The organism is Mucilaginibacter sp. UYNi724 (genome assembly GCF_054057495.1).
Genome location: NZ_JBSRZI010000003.1, coordinates 137,302 through 161,162, shown reverse-complemented (window position 1 = coordinate 161,162; position 23,861 = coordinate 137,302). Strand labels below are relative to the sequence as shown.

Sequence of the window (23,861 nt, the reverse complement as noted above, 5' to 3'; positions counted from 1 at the left end):
TTATAAGTAGCTTTATTTAATCTTCCTAAAGTCTTCAGTGTAAAACCTTACAACCTGCCACAACCTTTAACTTCCCAACAATTACACTTTTCCTACCCAAATGCCGTTATTTTTCCTACTTTTGTATCCCGTACACAAACAATGGTTTCGGCCTTAAAACCGCTTACCGGATTTCAAAAAAATCATGACTAAATACATTTTTGTTACGGGTGGAGTTACCTCATCGTTAGGAAAAGGCATTATTTCGGCCTCATTAGCTAAACTTTTACAGGCACGCGGCTACCGCGTAACCATCCAAAAATTCGATCCTTACATTAATATTGATCCGGGAACTTTAAACCCTTATGAACATGGCGAATGTTATGTTACCGAGGATGGCGCCGAAACCGACCTTGACCTTGGCCACTACGAGCGTTTCCTGAACACGCCAACCTCAAAAGCCAACAACATTACCACCGGCCGTATCTATCAAAATGTGATCAACCGCGAACGCGAGGGTGCATTTCTTGGTAAAACCGTGCAGGTTGTACCCCACATTACTGATGAGATAAAACGCAACATGCGCATCCTTGGCGAAACCGGCGATTACGATATTGTTATTACCGAGATTGGTGGTACCGTGGGCGATATCGAATCGTTACCTTTTGTGGAAGCCGTAAGGCAGTTTAAATGGGAAGCCGGCCCGGGTAACGCCCTGGTGATCCACCTAACGCTTATCCCATTCCTGGCTGCAGCGGGCGAGTTAAAAACCAAACCAACACAGCACTCTGTTAAGATGTTATTGGAGTACGGTATCCAGCCGGATATTTTGGTTTGCCGTACCGAGCACCATATTAATATGGACATCAGAAAAAAAATCGCTTTATTTTGTAACGTTAACATCAACGCGGTTGTCGAATCGATGGATGCATCAACAATTTATGATGTGCCGTTGCTGATGCTGAAAGAACAATTAGATAAAACAGTTTTAACCAAATTAAAGCTATCGCATAAAAACGAGCCCAACCTGGATAACTGGAAAGCCTTTTTGGGCCGCTTAAAAAACCCGACATCCGAAGTAAAGATCGGCCTGGTTGGTAAATATGTAGAACTGCCGGATGCTTATAAGTCTATCATCGAATCGTTTATCCACGCGGGTGCTAAAAACGAGTGCAAGGTGAAAGTACAATACATCCCGTCGGAACATTTAACGCCCGAGAACGCGATAGACAAATTGCGTGGCTTGCATGGTGTGCTTGTTGCACCGGGCTTTGGCGAGCGTGGTTTTGAAGGTAAAATTGAAGCGATCCGTTACGTACGCGAAAACAATATCCCGTTCTTCGGGATCTGTTTGGGCATGCAATGTTCGGTTGTGGAGTTTGGCCGTAACGTACTTAATTTGAAAGATGCCAGCAGTACCGAGATGAATCCCGATACCCCTCACCCGGTTATTGCCATGATGGAAGACCAAAAAACGGTGATAAACAAAGGCGGCACCATGCGTTTAGGCGCTTACCCATGCGATCTTAAAAAAGGCAGCAAGGCGGCATTAGCATACGGTAAAACACACATTAGCGAGCGCCACAGGCACCGTTATGAGTTTAATAACAGTTACTTAAAAGATTACGAAGCAGCAGGTTTAACCCCGTCCGGCATTAACCCGGATAACGGCCTGGTTGAGGTTGTGGAATTGAAAAATCACCCGTTTTTTGTGGGGGCGCAATTTCACCCCGAATTAAAATCAACAGTTGCTAATCCGCATCCACTTTTTATTAACTTTGTCGCCGCTTCGCTGGCTTATGCCCGCAAGAACTGATTAATAGTACGATACAATACATAATGGATAAAAATACGTTTACAGGGTTATTCCTGATCATGATTATTATGGGTGCTTCCATATATTTCATGAAACCTTCTGAAGCTGATATCAAAAAAGAGCAGCTTACCGTTCACCTTGACTCGATCAAAAAAGGACTGATAAAAGACCCGGCTGCTACAGCCGCGGCAAAGGCTGCTACCAAAATAGACACCGTTAAAAAAGCAGGTGTTGTTGATTCGGCCCTTTTAAAAACCCCTTTTGGCGCTGCCACAGTTGGCACCGAGCAATTTGTAACCATCGAGAACAAAGAGATGCGTTTAAAGCTATCTACCAAGGGTGGCCGCATATTCTCAGCCGAACTTAAGAACTACAAAACGTTCGATAAAAAACCATTGATATTATTTGATGGTAACGATAACAAATTCGGCATCGCGCTCAAAGCCGGCGACAGAACCTTAAACACCAATGACCTTTATTTTGCGCCGAGCGGCGCAGGTTTACAGGTGGCTGGTCAGGATTCGTCGTCTGTTACCATGCGTTTAAGCTACAGCCCAACACAATATGTAGATTATATTTACTCGCTTAAAGGCACAGGCTTTAAAGTTGGGCTGAATATCAAATCGACCGGATTGAATCAGATAGTGTCTACGACAGGCGGCTACAACCTTAACTGGAGCGCAAGCCTGCCTAAAAAGGAAAAGGACATGACGCAGGAGCGTCAATACTCTACTGTGTATTATAAAAATACCGATAACGAAGTTGACTACCTTAGCGAAACCAAGGACGATAAAAAGGCTATTGTAGAGAAAAAAATGCAATGGGTTGCATTCAAGCAACACTTCTTCTCCAACGTGCTGATCGCCAAAGAGGGCATCTCGAAATCTGATTTTGAGGTTGCTACCGATGTTGCCGATACAACCAACGTTAAAAAAATGAAGGCCAACCTAACCCTTACACCAAACGCGGCGGGTGCGGTGCCTTTAGAGTTTTATTTTGGCCCTAACCGTTTCAACACCTTAAAAGACCAGGGTTACGACCTGCAAAAGTTAGTTAACCTGGGTTGGGGGCCGTTAAAATACATTAACCAGTTTGCGGTATTGCCGTTGTTTAACTTTTTGAACAAGTTTAACTGGAACTACGGTATTATCATTTTGATATTAACCATTGTGCTTAAACTGGTATTGTCGCCGCTTACTTATAAGTCGTATTTATCAATGGCGAAAATGCGCGTTTTAAAGCCGGAAATGGACGAAATAAAAGGTAAAGTTGGTGAAGACAACCCTACCCTTTTACAGCAGGAATACCTCAAGCTTTACAAAAAGGCCGGGGTAAACCCATTAGGTGGTTGTTTACCATTGCTGATACAGATGCCTATCGTGATCGCGTTTTTCCGTTTCTTCCCAAGTTTGTTTGAACTTAGGGGCGAAAGCTTCCTTTGGATGCATGACTTATCGACTTATGACGCGGTAATTACCTTCGCTAAGATCCCTTTTATTGGTGACCACATCAGTTTAATGTGTTTATTGATGACGATATCTACGTTGATCTATACGTACTTCAATAACCAGATCTCGGGTGCTACAGGCCAAATGAAATACATAGGTTACATTACTCCTATTATATTCCTGGCTACGCTGAACAGCTACCCATCAGGTTTGAACTACTACTACTTTTTGGCCAACATGCTAACCTTTTTACAGCAGTACCTGATTAAGTTTATGGTTGATGATAAAAAGATCCACGCCCAGATCCAGGAGAACAAAAACAAACCTGAGGACAAAAAGAAAAAAACAGGCTTCGGTGCAAAAATGGAAGAAATGATGCGCCAGCAACAGCAGTTACAGCCAAAGAAGAAATAGAGAGTCCGAAAGACAGAAAGTCCGCAAGACAGAAAGAAAAAACCGATAACTATGTTGTCGGTTTTTTTTTGCGGCTATGTATAATATATCCGTTTAAATCTTTCGGACCTGCCGACTTTCAGACTCGCCGACTTTTTTAAAAATCAACTAATATTATTAGCAAAATTGTTTTACATTTGAAACCATGTATGCAATTGTGGATATCGAGACGACGGGTGGGCATGCCAGCGCTAATGGCATTACCGAGATTGCTATATGCATCCACGATGGAAAAAAAGTAACCCGCCGGTTCGAGTCGCTGGTTAATCCGCAAAGGGATATTCCTGTTTACATCCGTGCCCTCACCGGCATCACCAATGAAATGGTGCAGGATGCCCCGTTATTTGAGGATGTAGCGCACGAGATCTACCACTTGCTTAAAGGGCAGATCTTTGTAGCCCACAATGTAAACTTCGACTATTCTTTCCTGAGATACCACCTGAATGCCGCAGGTTACGAACTGAATGCTAACAAGCTTTGCACTGTTCGCTTGGGCCGTAAAATTATGCCGGGGCTGATGTCATACAGCTTAGGTAAGCTATGTACCCATTTAGGCATCCCAAACAACAGCCGCCACCGTGCTATGGGCGATGCGGAGGCTACCGCCCAACTGTTCGGTTTATATTTAAAACAGGATGCTTCAAACCATATTAATACGGCCTTAAAGCAGAACAGTAAGGAACAGGTATTACCTGCCAACCTGCCTAAAACAGATATTGAAGCGTTACCAACATCACCGGGGATCTATTATTTCCACGATGAAAAAGGCAAAGTTGTTTACGTTGGTAAAGCCAAGAATATAAAGAAACGCGTTTGCAGCCACTTTACCGGCAATAACCCCAACCTGCAACGCCAGGAGTTCTTAAAGAATATTTATCGCATTAGTCACCAGGTTTGCGGGAACGAGTTGATCGCACTGGTAACGGAAGCTGTGGAGATAAAACGCCTTTGGCCAAAATATAACCGTTCACTTAAACGTTTCGAGAATACGTTTGGCATTTACATGTATGAGGACCAGCGCGGTTACCTGCGACTGGCCGTTGATAAGCACCGCAAACACATGCCGGCAGTTTATGCCTGCAACTCGCTTTACGAAGGCCGCAGCCTGTTATTAAATTTGATAGATACTTTTGGCCTTTGCCCGAAACTCTGCTTCATCCAAAAAAACGACCAACCATGTAGTGGTGTCAATGTTGGCTCTTGCGCCTGCGAAGGTCACGAATCGCCGGAAGTTTATAACGAGCGTATTCAGTGTGCGATTAATGAGTTAAAGAAAGTACTGCCAACATTTGCTATCCGCGATGAAGGCCGTACCGATGATGAGCATAGCTGCATCCTGATAGAAGAAGGCCGCTTTTATGGTATGGGCTACATTTCTCACTATTATGATGTCGGCAACATCCAGGCACTTAAGAATTACCTTACCCCCTATCCCGGTAACGATTATATCCGCAATATTGTAACCGGCTATGCAGAGCGGTTTCCGCAGAGGAAAGTGAGTTTTTCAGCGTGATAACCGCCATGATGACCTTTTGAAACGTTAGGCACCCCTAAGTCTTAAACAAGTTTATGCTGACATGCTTCTATTTTGTAATAATGAGCCAAAATGTTCACGTTCACGGCCGTGAACACACACAATTTTTTGTATATTACTAATAATCAAACGTTTCCAATATTTGATTATTGACAAAACAGTGTCACCACGTTGTTCATATAAAATATTAAGTGATCAATGGCGTCCCTGCTGCCGCACTTTCCACTACACCTCTCCCTAAGGAGTAATTAAAATCATAAATTTACTTTCCATCGCTCAAACAAATAAATTTCTCATAGGTTAATATATTATCATTTAACTACTAAAACTAAGCAATGGACAGCATTAACCAAAATCAACCCGAAGATAATTTTGCAAACCTGGAAGGCAATGAAGCCTGGAAAAAATTAAAAGAAATGGCTGAGGGTACCAGCTGCTTTTTCTGTAGCAATATTAAAACAGGGTTACCTTTCTCGACCCGCCCTATGTCGCCACAAAAAATTGATGATAACGGCGACCTATGGTTCCTGAGTGCAAATGACAGCCACAAGAATGCGGAGATTGCTACCGATCCGATGGTTCAGCTATTGTTCCAGGGATCTAAATACTCCGACTTCCTGAATATTTATGGCATCGCCGAAATAACCGAAGACAAGGAAAAAATTAAAGAGTTATGGGAACCCATCTTAAAAACCTGGTTTACTGAAGGTGTGGACGACCCGCGGATCTCTGTTATCAAGGTTTCGCCAACGCAAGGATACTATTGGGATAACAAACACGGCAACGCTGTAGCGTTTGTAAAACAACTGGTAGGCGCCGCCCTTGGTAAAACACTTGATGATTCAATAGAAGGAAAACTGGAAGTATAGTTTTTGAGAGTCAAGAAACAAGAACCATGACAAAAAATTTATTCTCGTGGCCTTAGCTCTTGTTTCTTGACTCTTATTTCTTGGTTCTTATATCTTAGCTCTTGATTCTTGTTTCTTGGCTCTTATATTTTAGCTCTTGATTCTTGTTTCTTGGCTCTTGACTCTTCCTAAATAACTCCTGCTTTCTCCAACTCACCCTGCATCTGCTGTTGTAATTTGAGGGCTTCGGCACGGGCGGCATCTGCAAAGTCTTCGCCGTTGCCGGCGTAAATGATCCCGCGGGATGAATTAACGATGAGGCCGCAATCTTTGGTCATACCATATTGGCAAACGTCTGCAAGATTACCACCCTGCGCGCCAACGCCTGGTACCAGCAGAAAGTTATCGGGCGCGTATTTTCGGATATTGGTAAACTCAGTGCTTTTGGTAGCACCCACTACAAACATCAGCCTATCGGCCCCCGCCCAGGTATTGGCCTTTTGAATAACGGTTTCGTACAAAAAGCCTGTTTCGGTTTCCAGGTACTGGAAATCTTTGCTCCCTACAGATGAGGTTAGCGCCAGGATAATTACCCATTTACCATCATATTTTAAATAAGGCGTTACGCTGTCATTACCCATATATGGTGTAACGGTAATGGCATCAAAGTTCATCCCCGATGTTTCTTCGTTAAAAAATGCCTTTGCGTAGTTGTCAGATGTATTGCCGATATCGCCGCGTTTGGCATCTATAATATTCAGGATATCTTTTGGTGCGTATTGCGCGGTACTTATTAGGCTTTGCAATCCGTTCAAACCCCGGCTTTCGTAAAAGGCGGCGTTTGGTTTGTAAGCGATACAAAGATCTTTAGTGGCATCAATAATGCGTTTGTTGAACTCAAAAACCGGGTCTGGGTAATTCAGCAGAAACTCGGGGATCTTATCTATGTCGGTATCAAGGCCAACGCATAAAAATGATTTTTTCTGTTTTATCTGTTCGATGAGTTGGGCGCGGGATATCATGTAGATTTTGAATTTGTTATGGTTGGCAAAACTAAAAAATTAAAATCAACCCTTTATTTTTTTAATAAATTTGCATTTTAAGATAATTTGATTAAAATTGCATTGTTTTCCTGCATTATTTTCTTGCACTAAAGAAACAATTTTATCTCCACGTACTTTATTAGCTAATACTTTACCTGGCGTTTAATTGCATAATCAGGGTTTCACAAAACAATTTTCACACAAAAAATCCTTTTGAACTATAATTCATATCATGTCTGATACAACCGAATTGAACGACAAACTCGTTTCTGAGTTGCGCGAAATTGCTAAAAGTTTGGGTATTGCAGAAGCAGATGAGCTTAGAAAAGCATCACTGATCACCAAAATAGTAGAACAACAACAGTTAATTGAAGCCGCCAGGAACCAACATAACACTGTTGAAAATAACTACGCAGAAAAGCCCGCTCCCGAAGCCGCTGTAGATAATAACGAGAAAACACGGAAGCGTACCCGTTCTGTAAAAACCAAAGATACCCCACGTGTTGAGGTGCCTTTAGATGATACCAACCTGTTTAACCAGGAGGAAGAAGATGAAGAGCAGGAAAAAGACGGTAACAACCATAATGAACCTACGGTAACTGCAGAGGCCGCGCCTGCTACAGAAACTACCGAAGAGCAGGCCGGTGAAAAAACAGAGCAAGCCGGCCAGCCGGAACAACCTGCAACTGAAAGCCGCCCTCAAAAATTTGAGCGCCGCGCCCCTCAACAGTCCAAAAACCAGGAGCCGGCTATTAACCTTGATTTTGATAACGTTATTGTTAACGAAGGCGTTTTAGAGATAATGCCCGATGGTTACGGTTTCTTGCGCTCGTCAGATTATAACTACCTTACCTCTCCTGATGATATTTACGTATCACAATCGCAGATAAAACTTTTCGGCTTAAAAACAGGTGATACCGTTCGCGGTAGCATCCGCCCGCCAAAGGAGGGTGAAAAATATTTCCCGCTGGTACGTGTAGAAGCTATTAACGGCCGCATACCTGCCGAAGTACGCGACCGTGTACCGTTTGACCACTTAACACCGCTTTTCCCATCAGAAAAGTTGAATTTGTTTACGGATGCCGGTAATTATTCTACCCGTATCATGGACCTGTTCTCGCCTATTGGTAAAGGGCAGCGTGGTTTAATTGTGGCACAGCCAAAAACGGGTAAAACCATGTTGCTAAAGGATGTTGCTAACGCAATAGCCAAAAATCACCCTGAGGTTTACCTGATCATCTTACTTATAGACGAACGCCCTGAAGAGGTTACGGATATGGCCCGCAGTGTACGCGCAGAAGTGGTTTCATCAACCTTTGATGAGCCTGCAGAACGCCACGTAAAAATTGCCAACATTGTTTTGGAGAAAGCAAAACGTATGGTGGAGTGTGGCCACGATGTAGTTATCCTGCTGGATTCTATCACCCGTTTGGCACGTGCTTACAATACGGTAGCGCCTGCTTCAGGTAAAATATTATCGGGTGGTGTTGATGCCAACGCGCTACATAAACCAAAACGCTTTTTTGGTGCTGCCCGTAACATCGAGGATGGCGGTTCATTAACTATCATCGCGACAGCATTAACAGAAACCGGTTCTAAGATGGACGAGGTTATATTTGAAGAGTTTAAAGGTACAGGTAACATGGAGTTACAATTGGATCGTAAACTATCTAACAAACGTATTTTCCCTGCTATCGATATCACCGCATCAAGCACTCGTCGTGACGACTTGCTGCTTGACCGCGACACCCTGCAACGGATCTGGATACTGCGTAACCACCTCGCAGATATGAACTCGCAGGAGTCGATGGAATTTTTACAGGCGCAAATTAGAGGCACCCGTACCAACGAAGAATTTTTGATATCAATGAATTCATAATATCTTTACACCTAAAGGAGTTAATAGTTAACAGAAGGTTAATTACAACTCCTTTGGGTTTTTGTAAATTTTATGATACCTTCATCACATTATGAGGCGACGGGTTAAAAAACATCTTCCAAATGCTATAACGTGTGCAAACCTGTTCAGCGGTTGCATAGGCATTGTTTTTACTTTTCAGGATAATCTTGTTTTTGCCGCCTATGCCATTTTCCTGGCTGCAATTTTTGACTTTTTCGACGGATTTGCCTCACGTGTTTTACAATCCTTTTCGGGCATTGGTAAGGATCTTGACTCCCTTGCAGATATGGTAAGCTTTGGCGTATTGCCATCAGCCATTATGTATGAGTTGCTGCTACAAGCCCCGCAAATACAACACGTAAGCGAATACCTTAATTTTATAGCATTCCTTATCCCGGTATTCTCGGCATTAAGGCTTGCCAAGTTCAACACCGATACACGCCAGGCCGAAAGTTTTATTGGTTTACCAACTCCGGCTAATGCCATCCTGATAGCTTCTATTCCATTGATACTGGTACAATACAGCAACGTATCGCGTTATATACTTAACCCCTACGGTTTAACGGCGTTCATAATTGTTATGTGTACGCTGCTGGTGGCCGAGATCCCTTTAATGTCGCTTAAATTTAAGAACCGCGATTTCAACAAAAATTTTTATCGCTATATATTGTTGTTATTCTCGGCAATACTCATTCTATTTTTTAAATTTGCGGCAGTTCCGGTGGTTATCGTAATGTATATCACCTTATCAATTATTCAACTAAAATTTGCGGATAGCACCGTAATAGGCAATACTCATAAACATAGTTAAGCTTATTACCGTTATCGCCCTACAAAAACAAACAGATGAAAAAATTCCTGGCCGAAATTGATGTAATGCCGAAGAAAGAAATACTTGACCCACAAGGAAAAGCCGTAACTGGCAGCATGAAAAACCTGGGCTTATCTGAAATACAAAACGTGCGTATAGGTAAACACATCACCCTTGAAATTGAAGCCGACAGCACCGAAACAGCTAACGCCAAAGTTGACCAGGCCTGCAAAAACCTGTTAGCCAACCTTATTATGGAAAGCTACAGCTTTAAGCTGGAAGAAGTAGCTTAATGGTAGAAAGTTAAAAATAGAAAGTCCTAAAGCGGGCTAAAATTTAATACAATATAAAAGGAAAGGCAATCATGTGTGATTGCCTTTCCTTTTATATTTTTTTCAACTTTAAAAATTCTACTTTGAACCTTAAACTGCTATAGGTTCGCTTTTTTCTCTTTCTTTATCTTCTCCAGCTCTATCAGGTTAGTTTCCACTACTGCTTTAACCGCTTCAAATTTGGTTTTTATATCTGCGGGGTCTGCACCACCTGCTTTGCAGGCAAGTTCAACATCTTGAATATTAGCCTGGCTTTGGGGCATTCCAAAAAAGCCAAGGTTTGGTTTAAGTTTATGAGCAGCTTGTGCAGCAACAACCCATTCGCCGGTATCAATGGCATTGGTAATAGCGGTTATTAATTGCGGTGTTTGTTCCAGGAACATCCCTATAGAATCAACAATAAAATCATCGCTACCATCGGCAATCTCGTATAAAAACGACAGGTCGAGGTCTTGTGGTGGTAAATTATCAGGCATCTGCAAAGTTTATGATAATCAAATTTATAACTTTTTTACGACCAAATCGTCGTTAAGGCTATTTTTCAAATCTAATATAGTTTTATTTAACACAGGATGTATAAAATCAGGTGCGATCATCCCCAAAGGCTCTAAGGTAAACTTTCTGTTGTGCAATTGCGGATGAGGCACCGTTAAATTTTCATCATTAATGATCTCATCACCATAAAATAAAATATCAATATCAATAGTGCGCGAGCCCCACCTCTCTTCGCGGGTGCGGCCAAGTTGTATCTCAATACCTAATACTTTTTCTAATACTTGTTGTGCTGTTAACGTGGTTTGTAATAGTATAACTTGGTTTAAATAGTCGGGCAGGTCTGTTTTTCCCCATGATTGCGTTTCGTAAACGGGCGATTTTTGTATGATAGTGCCGACCTCCTGCCCCACATGTTCAATAGCCATATGCAAAAACGATTTACGGTTGCCCAGGTTACTGCCAAGTAGTAAAAAAACGTTAATCATGTTGTAACAATTATTATGTATAAGGCTCTTAATGGTGTGCTAATTACTAAGTTTGCATATATAGATTATTTATAACAGTTAATGAAACAATTCTTCAAATTTGTATTGGCCACCATAGTTGGTGTTACGCTTATTTTCGTTATCGGATTTGCAATTTTAATTGGCCTGATTGCTGCGGCCGGTAGTGAGAAAGCGGAAGAGGTTGATGCAAATTCGGTACTTCATATCAAGTTTGATTACCAGATAAACGAGCGCACGCCAAACAACCCGTTTAGTAACCTGCCGTTTTTAGGGCTGGATAAAAAACGCGACCTGGGCCTGAACGATATCCTTGCAAGCATTAAAAAAGCCAAAACAGACGATAAGATAAAAGGCATCTTTTTAGACGAAAGTTACATGATGAATGGCCAGGCCACTACCGAAGAGATCCGGAACGCGCTTATCGATTTTAAGAAATCTAAAAAGTTCATCATAGCATATTCTGAAATTTATACCCAGGGCTTTTACTACCTGGCATCCGTTGCCGATAAAGTTTACATTAATCCAAAAGGGATCTTCGAATTTAGAGGATTTAGTTCCCAGATAACCTTCCTGAAAGGTGCGTTAGATAAACTGGGTATTGAGGCACAGGTGATAAAGGTTGGTACTTATAAAAGCGCGGTTGAACCGTACATCTTAACCAAAATGAGTGATGCCAACCGCCTGCAGGTTACCTCGTACTTAGGGTCGATGTATGATCACTTTTTAACGGGCATTGGCAAAAGCCGTAACATTAATAAAGATTCGTTATTTAATTACGCCAATACGGGTTTGATACAACAACCCGAAGACGCCTTAAAATATAAACTTGTTGACGGCCTTAAGTATAAAGACGAGATCCTTTCTGACCTGAAACAACGCACCGGCACAAAACAAAAAAACGATATAGCAACCGCCGAGCTTGACAATTACTTAAGGAGCGACGTAGCATCTACTACCGATCCTGACGCTATTTCTTCTAAAAACCGTATCGCGGTAATATACGCATCGGGCGAAATAGCTGGCGGCGATGGCGACGATAATAGCATTGGGTCTGAAACCATTTCCAAAGAGTTACGTAAAGTGCGTAACGATGATAAAGTGAAAGCTGTAGTTTTAAGGGTTAACTCACCTGGTGGCAGTTCGCTGGCATCAGATGTTATCTGGCGCGAGGTGATGCTTACCAAAAAAGTAAAACCTATCATAATTTCTATGGGTGATGTGGCAGCATCGGGCGGTTATTACATAGCGTGCGCGGCCGATTCTATTATTGCCGAACCAAATACCATTACCGGCTCGATAGGTATTTTTGCCATTTTGCCTAATATGCAAAAATTATTTACCGATAAACTGGGCCTTAATTTCGATGGTGTAAAAACCGGAAAGTATGCCGATCTGGGTGATGTTAGCCGTCCCCTTACCCCCGAAGAAAGGGCTATCCTACAAAACAGCGTCAACCACGGTTACGATGATTTTACCAAAGCTGTAGCAAAGGGCCGCGGTAAAACACAGGAGTATATTAACAGCATTGGCCAGGGCCGCGTATGGACAGGCACCCAGGCATTAAAAATTGGCTTGGTTGACAGGTTGGGTAACATCAACGATGCCATACAATCGGCCGCCAAAAAAGCGAACCTAAAAGATTACAAGCTGGTATCCTACCCCGAGCAAAAAAGCACGCTCGACCGTTTTGGCGCAGGCCTTACCGCCGAAGTAAAAGCGCGCTTTGTAAAAGCCGAACTTGGCGACAATTACCGCTATTACGAACAAATAAAGGGCGTCACCAAAATGATGCGCACCCCTCAGGCACGTATGCCTTACGATGTGGTTATAAAATAAGATGATAATATCCTGAGTATGAAAGCTGCCTGTAATGGCGGCTTTTTTGCTTTTAAATTAAAATTTATTTACATTTATATACCTAAGCACTTAACGTATTGATAAATAAGCCGATTATTAATTTAAATAAGTTATCTATCATGAAAAAATCCGACTTTTCAAACAACAAATTTAACCTTTCCTTAAACAATCCGTTGTTTAAAATTCTTTTCTTAGCGTTGATATTTTTTGGCACGGCGTGCAAAAAAGATAAAACGACACCCACTCATCCAAACCCAGATCCTGATCCGGTTGAAAATTACACCGTTTTTTTCGGGTCTCAAAATGGCCTTTTTTATGCCCTTAAAGGAACGGACGGCACTCTGATTTGGAAGTACGAGGAGCTCACCGCAGACTTTACATATGGCTACCCGATATATGAAAGCGGGGTCATCTACGCTACCAATATCGCGTATGGTTTATATGCTTTTGATGCTACTACAGGCGCAGTAAAATGGAAATTTGCTGCCACCAAAGAAACACTATCAAGCCCCACTATAGCTAACGGCATTGTATATTTTGGCGCCAGGGACCATTATATATACGCTGTTGATGCCGCAACAGGCACCTTAAAATGGAAATTCAAAACTCCATATAATCTTGATTCGGGCCCTACAGTATCAAACGGGGTGGTATACATTGGCAGTGCTGCCGGGGTCTTATTCGCATTTGATGCAATAACCGGAATTAAAAAATGGGAATATGCTACGGGCAATGCCATGGTACAAGCAAAGCCCGAAGTTTCAAACGGAGTTGTTTTTATTGGCAACAGAACCGGCATTATAAGCGCCGTTGACGCAACTACCGGGCTACTAAAATGGAGTTTTAATACTAATGATGACATATCCCTTGAGTATGCGGTACTTACCATTAAGAGTGGCGTGATATATTTTGGGAGCTGGGTTGATCATGAGACGTTTAACCTATTAGGCAGTGTGTACGCTATTAACGAAAGCGATGGCACCCTTATATGGAGAGGCCTTAAGGGCAAAGGGGGGTTCAAGCCGGGGCCTTATTTGTCTAACGGTGTACTATATGCAAGCGATGGCTTTAATCATTTGTATGCCGTTAATGCTGCTACCGGTTTACAAATATGGGATTCTAATAACTTTGTAAGCGATAGTCAGCCAACGGTTGCTTTTGGCAGGTTGTTTATAGGCAGCGAAGACAATGGCGACAGCATTGGACATTTTACTGCGTTTGATGCCACTTCGGGTGCCATAATCTGGCAGTATCCACTCCCCAATACTATTTTAACGTCAAAAGCGATAGTTCTTGGAGAAGACGGCACAGTATACTAAATTTTGATTGAAGAAAGCTACCGGTAACGGTGGCTTTCTTTCCCTTTTATATTTAAATACCTGATATTAATTTATTGATAAATACATCATTTACCCACTTAAACAAGTAGTTATCATGAAAAAACATAACCTGTCACAAAACAAATTTAACCTTTCGCCAAATAAGCAATTATTTAAAATCCTTGTCTTAGCATTAATAACTTTGAGCATGGCCTGCAAGAAAGGCTCACATCCGCATCCCGACCCTGATCCCGAACCGGAACAAAATTATACCGTTTTTTTTGGGTCTCAAAATGGCCTCTTTTATGCCCTTAATGGGCATGATGGCACGTTGATCTGGAAGTTCCAGGACACCGCCGGAGATTTTACATACGGCTACCCCGTATACGACAATGGAGTGATCTACGCCACCAACATCAGTTCGGGTTTATATGCGTTTGATGCTGCTACAGGAGCGGTAAAATGGAAATTTACTGCCACCGGTGAAATACTATCGAGCCCCGTTATAGATAATGGTATTGTATTTTTTGGCGCCAGGAACCATTATATGTATGCTGTTAATGCCGCAACAGGCACCTTAAAATGGAAATTCAGAACACCTTATAATCTTGATTCGTCCCCTACGACATCAAAAGGGGTGGTATTCATTGGCAGTTCAGCCGGGATCGTATACGCCTTCGATATTGCGAGCGGAGTTGAAAAATGGGATTGCGCTACCGGCGGTGAAATGATCTAGGCAAAGCCCGAAGTTTCAAACGGAGTTGTTTTTATTGGCAACAGAAGCGGTACTGTAAGCGCAATTAATATGTACAAGGGGCAACTAACGTGGACCTTTAACGCCAATGACAACTTATCCCTTGAGGCTTCAAGAATTATCATTGATAAAGGGATACTTTATTTTGGAAGCCAGTTTGATCCTGATGACCCTAACAAAGCAGGCAGTTTATACGCGGTTACGGAAGTCGATGGCATCCTTAAGTGGAAAGGCCTCGTAGGGAAGGGAGGGTTCAAGCAGGGGCCTTATTTGTCTAAAGGCATATTATATGCAAGCAATGGCGCTAATCGTCTGTATGCCGTTAACGCCAATACCGGTGCACAAATATGGGAGGCGAACACCCTTGTAAGCGATAGTACGCCAACAGCTGCTTTTGGTAGGATATTTATGGGCAGCGCCGATAACGGCGATGGCATTGGTCACTTTACTGCGTTTAATGACGCCTCAGGTGCTATAATCTGGCAGTACCCACTACCCAATACCATTTTGACGTCAAAAGCTATAGTGCTTGGAGAAGACGGTACCACGTACTAAATTTTTGATATTTGATGAACAAAGCTACCCTAACAGGTGGCTTTTTTTATTTTACTAAAGAAACTATAAGCCTAATTAACAGCATAATGGCTAATATCCAAAAAAAAGTATTTTTATTTTTTTTCGCCGGAGGGAACTGCGTTTGATAGGTATAATGATAAGGAGTATTAGCCTCTTTTCTGAGCACGAAAGCGTCCTCCCAAGTAAAACATTCCAAAGCATTTACATCTATCGCGTTCTGTGTTAGTTCAACAAAGCGCTCCGGTATCCAGGCATAAAAAACTCGCCCGGTATCATTAGAAGACTTATAAAACCAAGTATCAATTGGCGGGCAATCGTAAATATCGATAAAGCCATCAGATTCAGCTTCTGATGCCCCATCAGTAACCGAGGAATCAATTTCTGCGATCAATATTCGTCCTTTATATAAAGCATTCGCCGCGGTTGGATTTACGATACTTTCCTTATGGCGCAATTGATCATCAAATAGTTTATCATAAAGATCATCCGACCAGGGCTCTACAGCCCAAACCACATATTTGTCTTTTTGGTATTGGTATGAAAATATCTTCTCTCCCTTATACTCCGGATTAAAACTGCGTAATACTTCTGCAACAGGACTTTCGCTACTGGCGAGCTGATCTTCGCAGTAAATTTGTGTTAATAATAAATTTCTATCGAATTTTTCCTGATCAATTTCAAGCACGGCTTATCGTTTGCTGGTAAATATAAGATGATTCTGCCTAAAGGAATAAAACACACAAATTAAGCATAGCTTTAAACCTCAATTTGTATTTTTACAGCATATCTAAATTATGGAGAACAAACCCATAGCACGCAAGCTTCGTTTATTATCGCAATTGATGGAATTAAACGAGGTTAACCCCTTCAAAATAAAATCGATAGCTAATGCTGCCCTTAAGGTAGATAAGCTGCCTTTCCAACTGGCGGGTAAAACCGTTGCCGAACTGGAGAAGATAGATGGCATTGGCAAAAGCCTGGCCGCAAAAATTGCCGAACTGCTAAAAACCGGCACCATGGCCGAACTGCAGGATATGCTTGATAAAACGCCTGAGGGTGTGGTAGAGATGATGGGCATTAAGGGCATCGGTGCAAAAAAAGTAGCGATCATCTGGAAAGAGCTTGGCATCGAAAACGTTGGTGAGCTATATTATGCCTGTAACGAAAACCGCCTTGTTGAAGCTAAAGGCTTCGGTTTAAAAACGCAGGACGAGATAAAGAAGGTTATCGAATTTCGCATGGCGGGGAATGGTAAGTTCCTTTATTCGCAGGTGGAGCAGGAAGTTAAAAACCTGATGCAGGAGATCAAAGGAATCTTCCCGGACGCGCTTAAACATGTGGCAGGCGAGTTTCGCAGGTTGAACGAGATCATCAGCGAACTGGTTATTGTTGTGGGCAGCCTAAGCCAGCAGATAGCCTTTAATGCATTAGCCGAATTGGATACCCTGCAAAACGTTGTTTTAAACGGCACCCATATCTCTGCCGAACTTAAAAACGGGCTACTGGTTGATATCATCTGCGTAGATAAGGCTGATTACTATTATGAGCTTTTTGTTAACACAGGCACAATTGAGCATGTTGATGAAGTGCTATCGCGCATCAATATCCCTTTGGAGCAGCCCGAAACAGAAGAAATAATATACCAAAAGGCCGGCCTTGCCTGGATGCAGCCCGAATTGCGCGAAGGCATTACCTTTATTGAAAAAGCTGCAGAAAATAAGCTTCCCACCCTGATAAGTTATCACGACCTGAAAGGCGCCCTGCACAACCACAGTACCTGGAGCGACGGTGTAAACACCCTTGAAGAAATTGCCCTATACTGTCGCGACGAGCTAAAACTGGAATACCTTGGTATTTGCGACCACAGCAAAAGTGCTTTCTACGCTAAAGGTTTAAGCATCGAGCGTGTATTGCAGCAACAGGAAGAGATAGACCACCTCAACAAAAAGATAACCGGATTCCACATTTTTAAAGGTGTCGAATCGGACATTTTAAATGATGGCGGGCTGGATTATCCGGACGAAATCCTAAAAAAATTTGATTTTATTGTGGCATCGGTGCACGCTAACCTAAAAATGGCCGAAGATAAAGCCACCGCACGTTTAATTAAAGCGATAGAAAATCCATATACCACCATTTTGGGCCACCCAACCGGCAGGCTTTTACTTAGCCGAAAGGGGTATGATATCGACCACAAAAAGGTTATTGATGCCTGTGCCGCCAATAATGTGGTAATAGAAATTAACGCCAACCCGGTGAGGCTCGATCTCGACTGGCGATGGCACCAATATGCGCTGGATAAAGGTGTTACATTATCTATTAATCCCGATGCGCACCGTAACAGCGGTTTCCATGATATGGAATACGGCATAAATGTTGCCCGCAAGGGCGGTTTAACAAAAGAAATGTGCCTTAATGCCCTGTCTTTAGTCGAGATTACAAAGGTATTTGAAAAGAAAAGAGGCGGCAAGTAAACACTGTAAAGTCGGCAAGTCGAAATGACTTAATGACCAATGACACGAAAGAATGACCCTAACAGATAAAGTACGAGAGCTTCAAAAAACGGGCCCAACGCCAAACATTTTGGTAATTGGCGACTTGATGATCGATCATTATATTATAGGTGATGCCACCAGGCTCTCGCCCGAGGCACCCGTGCCTATCGTAAATGTAAAAAAAGAATTCACTACCCCCGGCGGCGCAGCCAACGTAGCGCAAAACTTGTTATCGCTCGGCGCCAAAATTTCGTTAGCAGGTATTACCGGCGATGATACTGATGCTGTACGATTAACCAATATTTTGATTGAAGAAGGCATTGACGTTGATGGCATTTTTAAGGATAATACCCGCCCTACTACGGTAAAAACCCGCGTAATGGCCGGCAGCCATCAATTGGTAAGAGTGGACAGAGAAGTAACAAGCCCGCTAACAGAATCTTTGCAGGCTGATTTTATCGGGCAGATAAAAGCAGGTATCGCGCAAGCGGATATTGTAATATTTTCTGATTATAACAAAGGGTTATTCTCTGAAGGCCTTACACAGGAATTAATAGCTGAAGCCAATAAACAAGGTAAAAAAGTAGTTATAGACCCTAAAGGACTTAACTACGGTAAATACAAAGGTGCTTACATCATCAAGCCCAACCGTAAGGAACTGGCCGAGGCTGCCAAAACAGAAAAGATCACCAATATTGACGAACTGCAGCAGGCGGCCCGCATCATACTGAAACAAACCGGGGCAGAATATATTGTGGTAACCTTATCCGAACAAGGCATGGTTATCATCAGCGAATTAACATACAAACTATTACCGGTTACGGCCACATCCGTATTTGACGTTACCGGCGCAGGCGACACCGTTATTGCCACCATGGTTTACTTTATGGCACAAGGCTTAAATGTAGAAGAAGCCTGCGAACTGGCAAACCACGCCGCCGCCATCGTGATAAGACAAACCGGCGCAGCGGTTACAACGGTTAAAGAAATACTGGAAGATATTCGAGGCAGAGATTAGTGGTTTGTGATGACAGATTAGGATTTAATCTTGGAATTTAAAGTCTACTTTAGAATTTAGCGTTTTAGAAATTAGGATTTACAACAGATGGTTATTGAAGAACTATACGAGCATCAAAAATTAATACAGAAGGTTATCGAAAGCCTGTCTAACGATATTGAGGTGGCTTGCCGTACCATGGTAGCTGTATTAAAAGATGGTAAAAAAGTATTGATTGCAGGTAACGGTGGCAGTGCTGCCGATGCGCAACACATAGCGGCAGAATTGAGCGGCCGCTTTGTAAAAGAGCGCAAAGCCCTGCCGGGCATAGCCTTAACGGTTGATACATCGGCACTTACAGCTATAGCTAACGATTATGGGTACAACCATGTATTCTCGCGCCAGGTAGAAGCACTTGCACAACCTGGCGACCTTTTTATAGGCATTTCTACAAGTGGTAATAGCCAGGGGATATTGAACGCGTTTGATGCAGCAGGTAAAATCGGTTGTAAAACACTTGGGTTATCCGGCCGCGATGGTGGCAAAATGAATGGCATTTGCGATTTGAATATTATTGTGCCATCTGATGTAACGGCGCGTGTACAGGAGATGCATATCCTTATTGGCCACATTCTGTGCAAAGCGGTGGATGATGCCTATTAATTTTTACTAAATTTATAGCATGCGCCACGATCTCGAAAAAACGCTTCTTAGTAAGATAGTTACCTTACCCCAGCTTAAAGCTGCCATTTCCGGGTGGAAAAGAGAGGGCAAAAAAGTGGTGTTTACCAACGGTGTTTTCGATCTGCTGCATTTAGGGCATATTACCTATCTATCCAAAGCTGCGGAACTGGGCGATAAACTCATCATCGGCCTAAATGCTGATGCATCTGTAAAGCGGTTAAAGGGTGAAAGCCGCCCCGTAAACGATCAAAATAACCGTGCCGCGCTATTAGCTGCCCTGTTTTTTGTTGATGCTGTGGTACTGTTTAAAGAAGATACGCCACGTGACCTTATTTCTGAACTGCTGCCTGATGTATTGGTTAAAGGCGCCGATTATACGGTAGACCAAATTGCCGGGGCCAGGGAAGTATTAGCCAATGGCGGCGAAGTAAAAACCATTACGCTTGTTGATGGGTACTCGTCCACATCCATCATTAACAGGATAAAAGCGCAAAGTGAGGCGAAAAAAGGTTGATATAAAACCACAAATTTATAAATCCGAAACCAAACATTCGAAATTCGAAATCAATAAATCACTAATAATCTAATGAAGATCCTGGTTATCCGCTTTAGCTCGATGGGTGATATTATATATACCACACCTGTTGTGCGTTGCTTAAAAATGCAATTACCGGATGCTGAGGTGCACTTCCTAACCAAATCCGCGTTCAAATATATTTACGACAATAACCCCTACGTGGATAAGTTATTGCTCCTGAATCCAACTCTTGGCGAAACCATTTCCGATATCAAAGCAGAGGGTTACGATCACATCATCGATCTGCATAATAACCTGCGTACCGCGCTCATAAAACTGCGCACGCGCATCAAGGCGTCAACCTATAAAAAACAAACCATCCGCAAATGGCTAAGCCTTAAGTTTAATTTAAATCTTGTGCCGCCCACACATTTAGTGGATAGGTATTTAAAAACAGTACAGTTTTTAGGGGTAACAAATGATGGCAAGCCGATAGATTACTACATCAAACAGGATTATCAGCTATCTATCCTGCTCCCTGCATCGCACCAAAACTATGTAGCATTTGTAATTGGCGCTACACACTTTACCAAAAGGATGCCAAATGAGAAAATCATCAACATTTGCAGGCAGGTCAATGCACCAATTGTGCTTTTAGGTGGTAACGATGTAAAGGCCAATGGCGAAGAAATTGCCGCGGCCATTGGCACAAGAATTTATAATGCCTGCGGGATAACCACGCTTGACGAATCAGTTTTCCTGGTGTCGCAGGCCAAAAGCATTATTGGATTTGATACCGGCCTCACCCATATTGCCGAAGCTTTCGACCGGCCCATCATATCTATCTGGGGGGGAACCGTACCCAATCTTTTGGGCGTACAACCCTACATGGTAAAGGATGTTTTGGTAGCCGGCATTGATTTAAGCTGCCGCCCCTGCTCAAAATTCGGGTTGGAAAAATGTCCGCTCGGCCATTTTAAATGTATGCATGATATACCCGAAGAACCTATAGCTGCATTTGTAAATAAGTAATTTAAACGAATTAGTTGGTTTAAATTCTTATTTTAACGCAAACAATAATCTAATCACATGAAAAAATTATTACTATTACTTTGCTGCGCGTTTGCGGCATAAACAGCGTTTGCGCAATTACCAACTTTTGGTATCAGGGGCGGTGTAAATTTTGCAACTTTATCGGCGTCTGCATCAGCATCCGGCTCATCTGTTACCTACACTTCAGGTACTTTAACCACGTTTTCTGCCGGTGTATTTGCTGATTTTAAATTAGGCGGTGTTTCTATACAACCAGCTTTAAACTTTACCGGCAAAGGTGGTAAAGAAGAAAGTGACGGCGATGTTGCAAAAATAAACCTTTACTACTTACAGGTGCCAGTAAACATTGTTTATCACATCCCTGTAGTTATCGGTAACATATATTTGGGTGCAGGCCCTTATGCCGCAGTAGGTGTAATTGCTAAATCAAAAAATACCAGTGGTGGTGTAACTGAGAGCACAGACCTTAGTTTTGGTAGTGATGCCGGTGACATTAAACGTACTGATTTTGGTTTAAATGGCATTGCAGGTGTTGAATTTAAAGGCGGTTTCCTGGCTGGTTTAAACTACGACCTTGGTCTGTCTAACATCTCTAATGATGATACAGTTAAAACTAAAAACCGTGTATTCGGTGTTTCTATCGGTTACAAATTCTAAGACTTAAAGCTTAAATTACAAACAAAAAAAGAGGGACAAACGTTCCTCTTTTTTGTTTTATGCTCATGAAAAAGTTATTACTTATCCGCCACGCCAAAGCCGCGCACGAATCTGGCTTCGCTGATTTTGAACGCCCGCTTACCGACAAAGGTTTTAAACAGGCCGAACTGATGGCAACGCGTTTGCAAGCGAACAGCATTTGGCCTCAGATATTGGTGGCAAGCCCCGCCTTACGCACGTTATCTACCGCAAATGTTTTTAGCCAGGTTTTAGATCTGCCACAAGCTATTACCGATAAAGAAATTTACGATGCCAGCGAAAGCGCGCTTTTAAAAGTGATAGAAAGCTTACCGCAGGATAAAGATTTTATAGCTTTGATTGGCCACAACCCCGGCATAAGCCAGGTACTTTATTACTTGAGCGGGGCAATCAGGGATGTGCCGCCATGTTCGGTAGCGCTGATCGAATTTGAATTAGATACCTGGACAGAGATCTATGAAGCAACCGGCAAACTTACCTTTTACGATAGCCCTAAAGAGGATTAATTCACCTTATACGTTTTGCCGGGTAACGACCGGATAAAGCCCTGCAATTCCATATCCAGCAAGGTCATGGTAAGTTGGCTCATAGGCATATTTGCTTTGATAGATAAGTCGTCTATTGCCAGCGGGAGTTTGTGCTGCTGGATAATTTCATACACCGCACGTTCTTCTGCGGATAGATCTATCGGTAGCATTAATTGTTCCGGGGCGCTGGTAATATCACTATTCATTTCCCAACCGAGGCTGTAAGCCAAATCGGCAACGCAGGTAAGCAGGGCAGCTTTATTATTGCGGATCAGAAAATTACACCCCTCAGAATACTCGTCTCCCAACCTTCCTGGAAAAGCAAATACATCACGGTTATACGAGTTTGCTATTTCGGCAGTAATTAACGCGCCACCCTTTAAGCCCGCTTCTACCACAACGGTAGCATCGGCCATGCCGGCTACAATGCGGTTACGCTGCGGAAAATTCTCGCGGTTGGGTATCGTGCCCGATGGATATTCGGTAAGTAAGCCGCCGTTACCCTGCATTTTCTCAGCTAAGGAACGGTTTTGTGAAGGATACATTTTATCGTAACCATGCCCAAGCACACCAATCGTGGGCACATTTAAAGCTATGCTTTCGCGATGGGCGGCTGTGTCTATGCCAAGGGCAAGCCCGCTTACAATTAGTACATTATAGTCCTGTAATTCCTCAACCAATTGCTTACATAAATTACGGCCATAATCCGTAGCGTTGCGTGTACCCACAATACTAATAATGCGATGATTGTTAAGGTTGGCATTACCCTTTGAATATAACAACAAAGGCGCATCATGGCAAGTCTTTAGCTTGCGCGGAAATCGTGGATCCGTATAATATAATACATCTACTTTGTTGTTTTGGATAAACTTCAACTCCTGCTCTGCCCTGCGCAAGGCTTCATCAAAGTCGGATAGTTCTAACCGTTTCGCGCCTACCCCGCGGGCTTGCGTTAAAGCCTCTTTAGATTTTTTGAATACTTCTTCGGCACCACCAAAGTGGCTTGCCATTGACCGGGCAAGCACCGGCCCTATCTTATTTACAAATGTTAAAGCAACCTGGTGTAGTAGAGACATGCGTTTTTCTGAACTTCTAAAGTAAATATTTTCCTAAAATAATTAGCATTTATAGGTAACAATATATTTTATAAAAAATAATCTATAGAAACTACAAAAATAGTTTGCAAACTATAGAAATAGTTATACCTTTATTCAACTACAA

General features: G+C 42.5%; 22 protein-coding genes and 1 pseudogene. 18 read left to right on the top strand and 5 right to left on the bottom strand.

Translation table 11 applies throughout. From position 1 onward, the window contains the following. Positions 1-184 precede the first annotated feature (184 nt). The 4 genes from ACVW0P_RS06015 to ACVW0P_RS06000 all read left to right on the top strand — a co-directional run bounded on the left by ACVW0P_RS06015 (position 185) and on the right by ACVW0P_RS06000 (position 6,099). Positions 185-1,795 (top strand): CTP synthase, encoded by a 1,611-nt coding sequence (locus ACVW0P_RS06015; protein ID WP_457131279.1) that lies wholly within the window; start codon positions 185-187, stop codon positions 1,793-1,795. 23 nt (positions 1,796-1,818) lie between these two features. Continuing rightward, on the top strand, positions 1,819-3,657 hold the full coding sequence (yidC, locus tag ACVW0P_RS06010; RefSeq protein WP_457131278.1) for a membrane protein insertase YidC: 1,839 nt from the start codon (positions 1,819-1,821) through the stop codon (positions 3,655-3,657). Between the two features lie 184 nt (positions 3,658-3,841). Then, a complete protein-coding gene (locus ACVW0P_RS06005; protein ID WP_457131277.1) occupies positions 3,842-5,209 on the top strand; it encodes an exonuclease domain-containing protein in 1,368 nt (455 codons plus the stop codon). Between the two features lie 356 nt (positions 5,210-5,565). Further along, positions 5,566-6,099, top strand: coding sequence for a pyridoxamine 5'-phosphate oxidase family protein (locus ACVW0P_RS06000; protein ID WP_457131276.1), 534 nt, complete (start codon positions 5,566-5,568; stop codon positions 6,097-6,099). Positions 6,100-6,266: 167 nt separating this feature from the next. On the opposite strand, the gene pyrF is transcribed toward ACVW0P_RS06000, so the two are convergent. Continuing rightward, positions 6,267-7,097: an orotidine-5'-phosphate decarboxylase gene (pyrF, locus tag ACVW0P_RS05995; RefSeq protein ID WP_457131502.1), complete on the bottom strand. Its 831-nt coding sequence runs from the start codon at positions 7,095-7,097 to the stop codon at positions 6,267-6,269. A gap of 256 nt (positions 7,098-7,353) precedes the next feature. On the opposite strand from pyrF, the gene rho reads away from it, so the two are divergent. The 3 genes from rho (at position 7,354) to purS (ending at position 10,125) form a co-directional block, all read left to right on the top strand. Further along, positions 7,354-9,000 (top strand): transcription termination factor Rho, encoded by a 1,647-nt coding sequence (gene rho / locus ACVW0P_RS05990; protein ID WP_354429545.1) that lies wholly within the window; start codon positions 7,354-7,356, stop codon positions 8,998-9,000. A gap of 91 nt (positions 9,001-9,091) precedes the next feature. Then, positions 9,092-9,832, top strand: coding sequence for a CDP-diacylglycerol--serine O-phosphatidyltransferase (pssA, locus tag ACVW0P_RS05985; protein WP_354429543.1), 741 nt, complete (start codon positions 9,092-9,094; stop codon positions 9,830-9,832). 35 nt (positions 9,833-9,867) lie between these two features. Next, positions 9,868-10,125 (top strand): phosphoribosylformylglycinamidine synthase subunit PurS, encoded by a 258-nt coding sequence (purS, locus tag ACVW0P_RS05980; protein ID WP_354429541.1) that lies wholly within the window; start codon positions 9,868-9,870, stop codon positions 10,123-10,125. 137 nt (positions 10,126-10,262) lie between these two features. Here the strand turns inward: purS and ACVW0P_RS05975 are convergent, their stop codons facing one another. Both ACVW0P_RS05975 and folK read right to left on the bottom strand, forming a co-directional pair. Continuing rightward, complete coding sequence (locus ACVW0P_RS05975; protein WP_457131275.1) at positions 10,263-10,640, bottom strand: Hpt domain-containing protein; 378 nt, start codon at positions 10,638-10,640, stop codon at positions 10,263-10,265. 24 nt (positions 10,641-10,664) lie between these two features. Then, a complete protein-coding gene (gene folK / locus ACVW0P_RS05970; protein WP_457131274.1) occupies positions 10,665-11,144 on the bottom strand; it encodes a 2-amino-4-hydroxy-6-hydroxymethyldihydropteridine diphosphokinase in 480 nt (159 codons plus the stop codon). An 81-nt stretch (positions 11,145-11,225) separates the two neighbouring features. Between folK and sppA the strand changes: the two genes are divergently transcribed. From sppA to ACVW0P_RS05950, 4 genes are all read left to right on the top strand, one after another. Further along, positions 11,226-13,001: a signal peptide peptidase SppA gene (gene sppA / locus ACVW0P_RS05965; RefSeq protein WP_457131273.1), complete on the top strand. Its 1,776-nt coding sequence runs from the start codon at positions 11,226-11,228 to the stop codon at positions 12,999-13,001. A gap of 140 nt (positions 13,002-13,141) precedes the next feature. Continuing rightward, positions 13,142-14,341, top strand: a complete 1,200-nt coding sequence (locus ACVW0P_RS05960; protein ID WP_457131272.1) for an outer membrane protein assembly factor BamB family protein — start codon at positions 13,142-13,144, stop codon at positions 14,339-14,341. A 115-nt stretch (positions 14,342-14,456) separates the two neighbouring features. Further along, positions 14,457-15,077, top strand: a complete 621-nt coding sequence (locus ACVW0P_RS05955) for a PQQ-binding-like beta-propeller repeat protein (protein WP_457131271.1) — start codon at positions 14,457-14,459, stop codon at positions 15,075-15,077. A 69-nt stretch (positions 15,078-15,146) separates the two neighbouring features. Continuing rightward, positions 15,147-15,650: an outer membrane protein assembly factor BamB family protein gene (locus ACVW0P_RS05950; RefSeq protein WP_457131270.1), complete on the top strand. Its 504-nt coding sequence runs from the start codon at positions 15,147-15,149 to the stop codon at positions 15,648-15,650. A 46-nt stretch (positions 15,651-15,696) separates the two neighbouring features. On the opposite strand, the gene ACVW0P_RS05945 is transcribed toward ACVW0P_RS05950, so the two are convergent. Continuing rightward, positions 15,697-16,356: a hypothetical protein gene (locus ACVW0P_RS05945; RefSeq protein ID WP_457131269.1), complete on the bottom strand. Its 660-nt coding sequence runs from the start codon at positions 16,354-16,356 to the stop codon at positions 15,697-15,699. Positions 16,357-16,465: 109 nt separating this feature from the next. Between ACVW0P_RS05945 and ACVW0P_RS05940 the strand changes: the two genes are divergently transcribed. From ACVW0P_RS05940 to ACVW0P_RS05910, 7 genes and pseudogenes are all read left to right on the top strand, one after another. Beyond that, positions 16,466-18,145: a helix-hairpin-helix domain-containing protein gene (locus ACVW0P_RS05940; protein WP_457131268.1), complete on the top strand. Its 1,680-nt coding sequence runs from the start codon at positions 16,466-16,468 to the stop codon at positions 18,143-18,145. 52 nt (positions 18,146-18,197) lie between these two features. Further along, entirely contained in the window at positions 18,198-19,184 is a 987-nt protein-coding gene (gene rfaE1, locus ACVW0P_RS05935; RefSeq protein WP_457131267.1) for a D-glycero-beta-D-manno-heptose-7-phosphate kinase, read from the top strand. Positions 19,185-19,271: 87 nt separating this feature from the next. Then, the gene (locus tag ACVW0P_RS05930; protein ID WP_457131266.1) at positions 19,272-19,826 is read left to right on the top strand and encodes a D-sedoheptulose 7-phosphate isomerase; all 555 of its coding nucleotides are present in this window, start codon (positions 19,272-19,274) and stop codon (positions 19,824-19,826) included. A gap of 19 nt (positions 19,827-19,845) precedes the next feature. After that, entirely contained in the window at positions 19,846-20,361 is a 516-nt protein-coding gene (gene rfaE2, locus ACVW0P_RS05925; protein WP_457131265.1) for a D-glycero-beta-D-manno-heptose 1-phosphate adenylyltransferase, read from the top strand. A 72-nt stretch (positions 20,362-20,433) separates the two neighbouring features. Then, on the top strand, positions 20,434-21,396 hold the full coding sequence (locus ACVW0P_RS05920; protein ID WP_457131264.1) for a glycosyltransferase family 9 protein: 963 nt from the start codon (positions 20,434-20,436) through the stop codon (positions 21,394-21,396). Positions 21,397-21,516: 120 nt separating this feature from the next. Beyond that, positions 21,517-22,074 (top strand): annotated as a pseudogene (locus tag ACVW0P_RS05915) (porin family protein); the annotation flags it as partial. Between the two features lie 65 nt (positions 22,075-22,139). Then, positions 22,140-22,619, top strand: coding sequence for a SixA phosphatase family protein (locus ACVW0P_RS05910; RefSeq protein ID WP_457131263.1), 480 nt, complete (start codon positions 22,140-22,142; stop codon positions 22,617-22,619). Here the strand turns inward: ACVW0P_RS05910 and dprA are convergent. Next, entirely contained in the window at positions 22,616-23,716 is a 1,101-nt protein-coding gene (gene dprA / locus ACVW0P_RS05905; protein ID WP_457131262.1) for a DNA-processing protein DprA, read from the bottom strand. The genes ACVW0P_RS05910 and dprA overlap by 4 nt on opposite strands. Positions 23,717-23,861 lie beyond the last annotated feature (145 nt).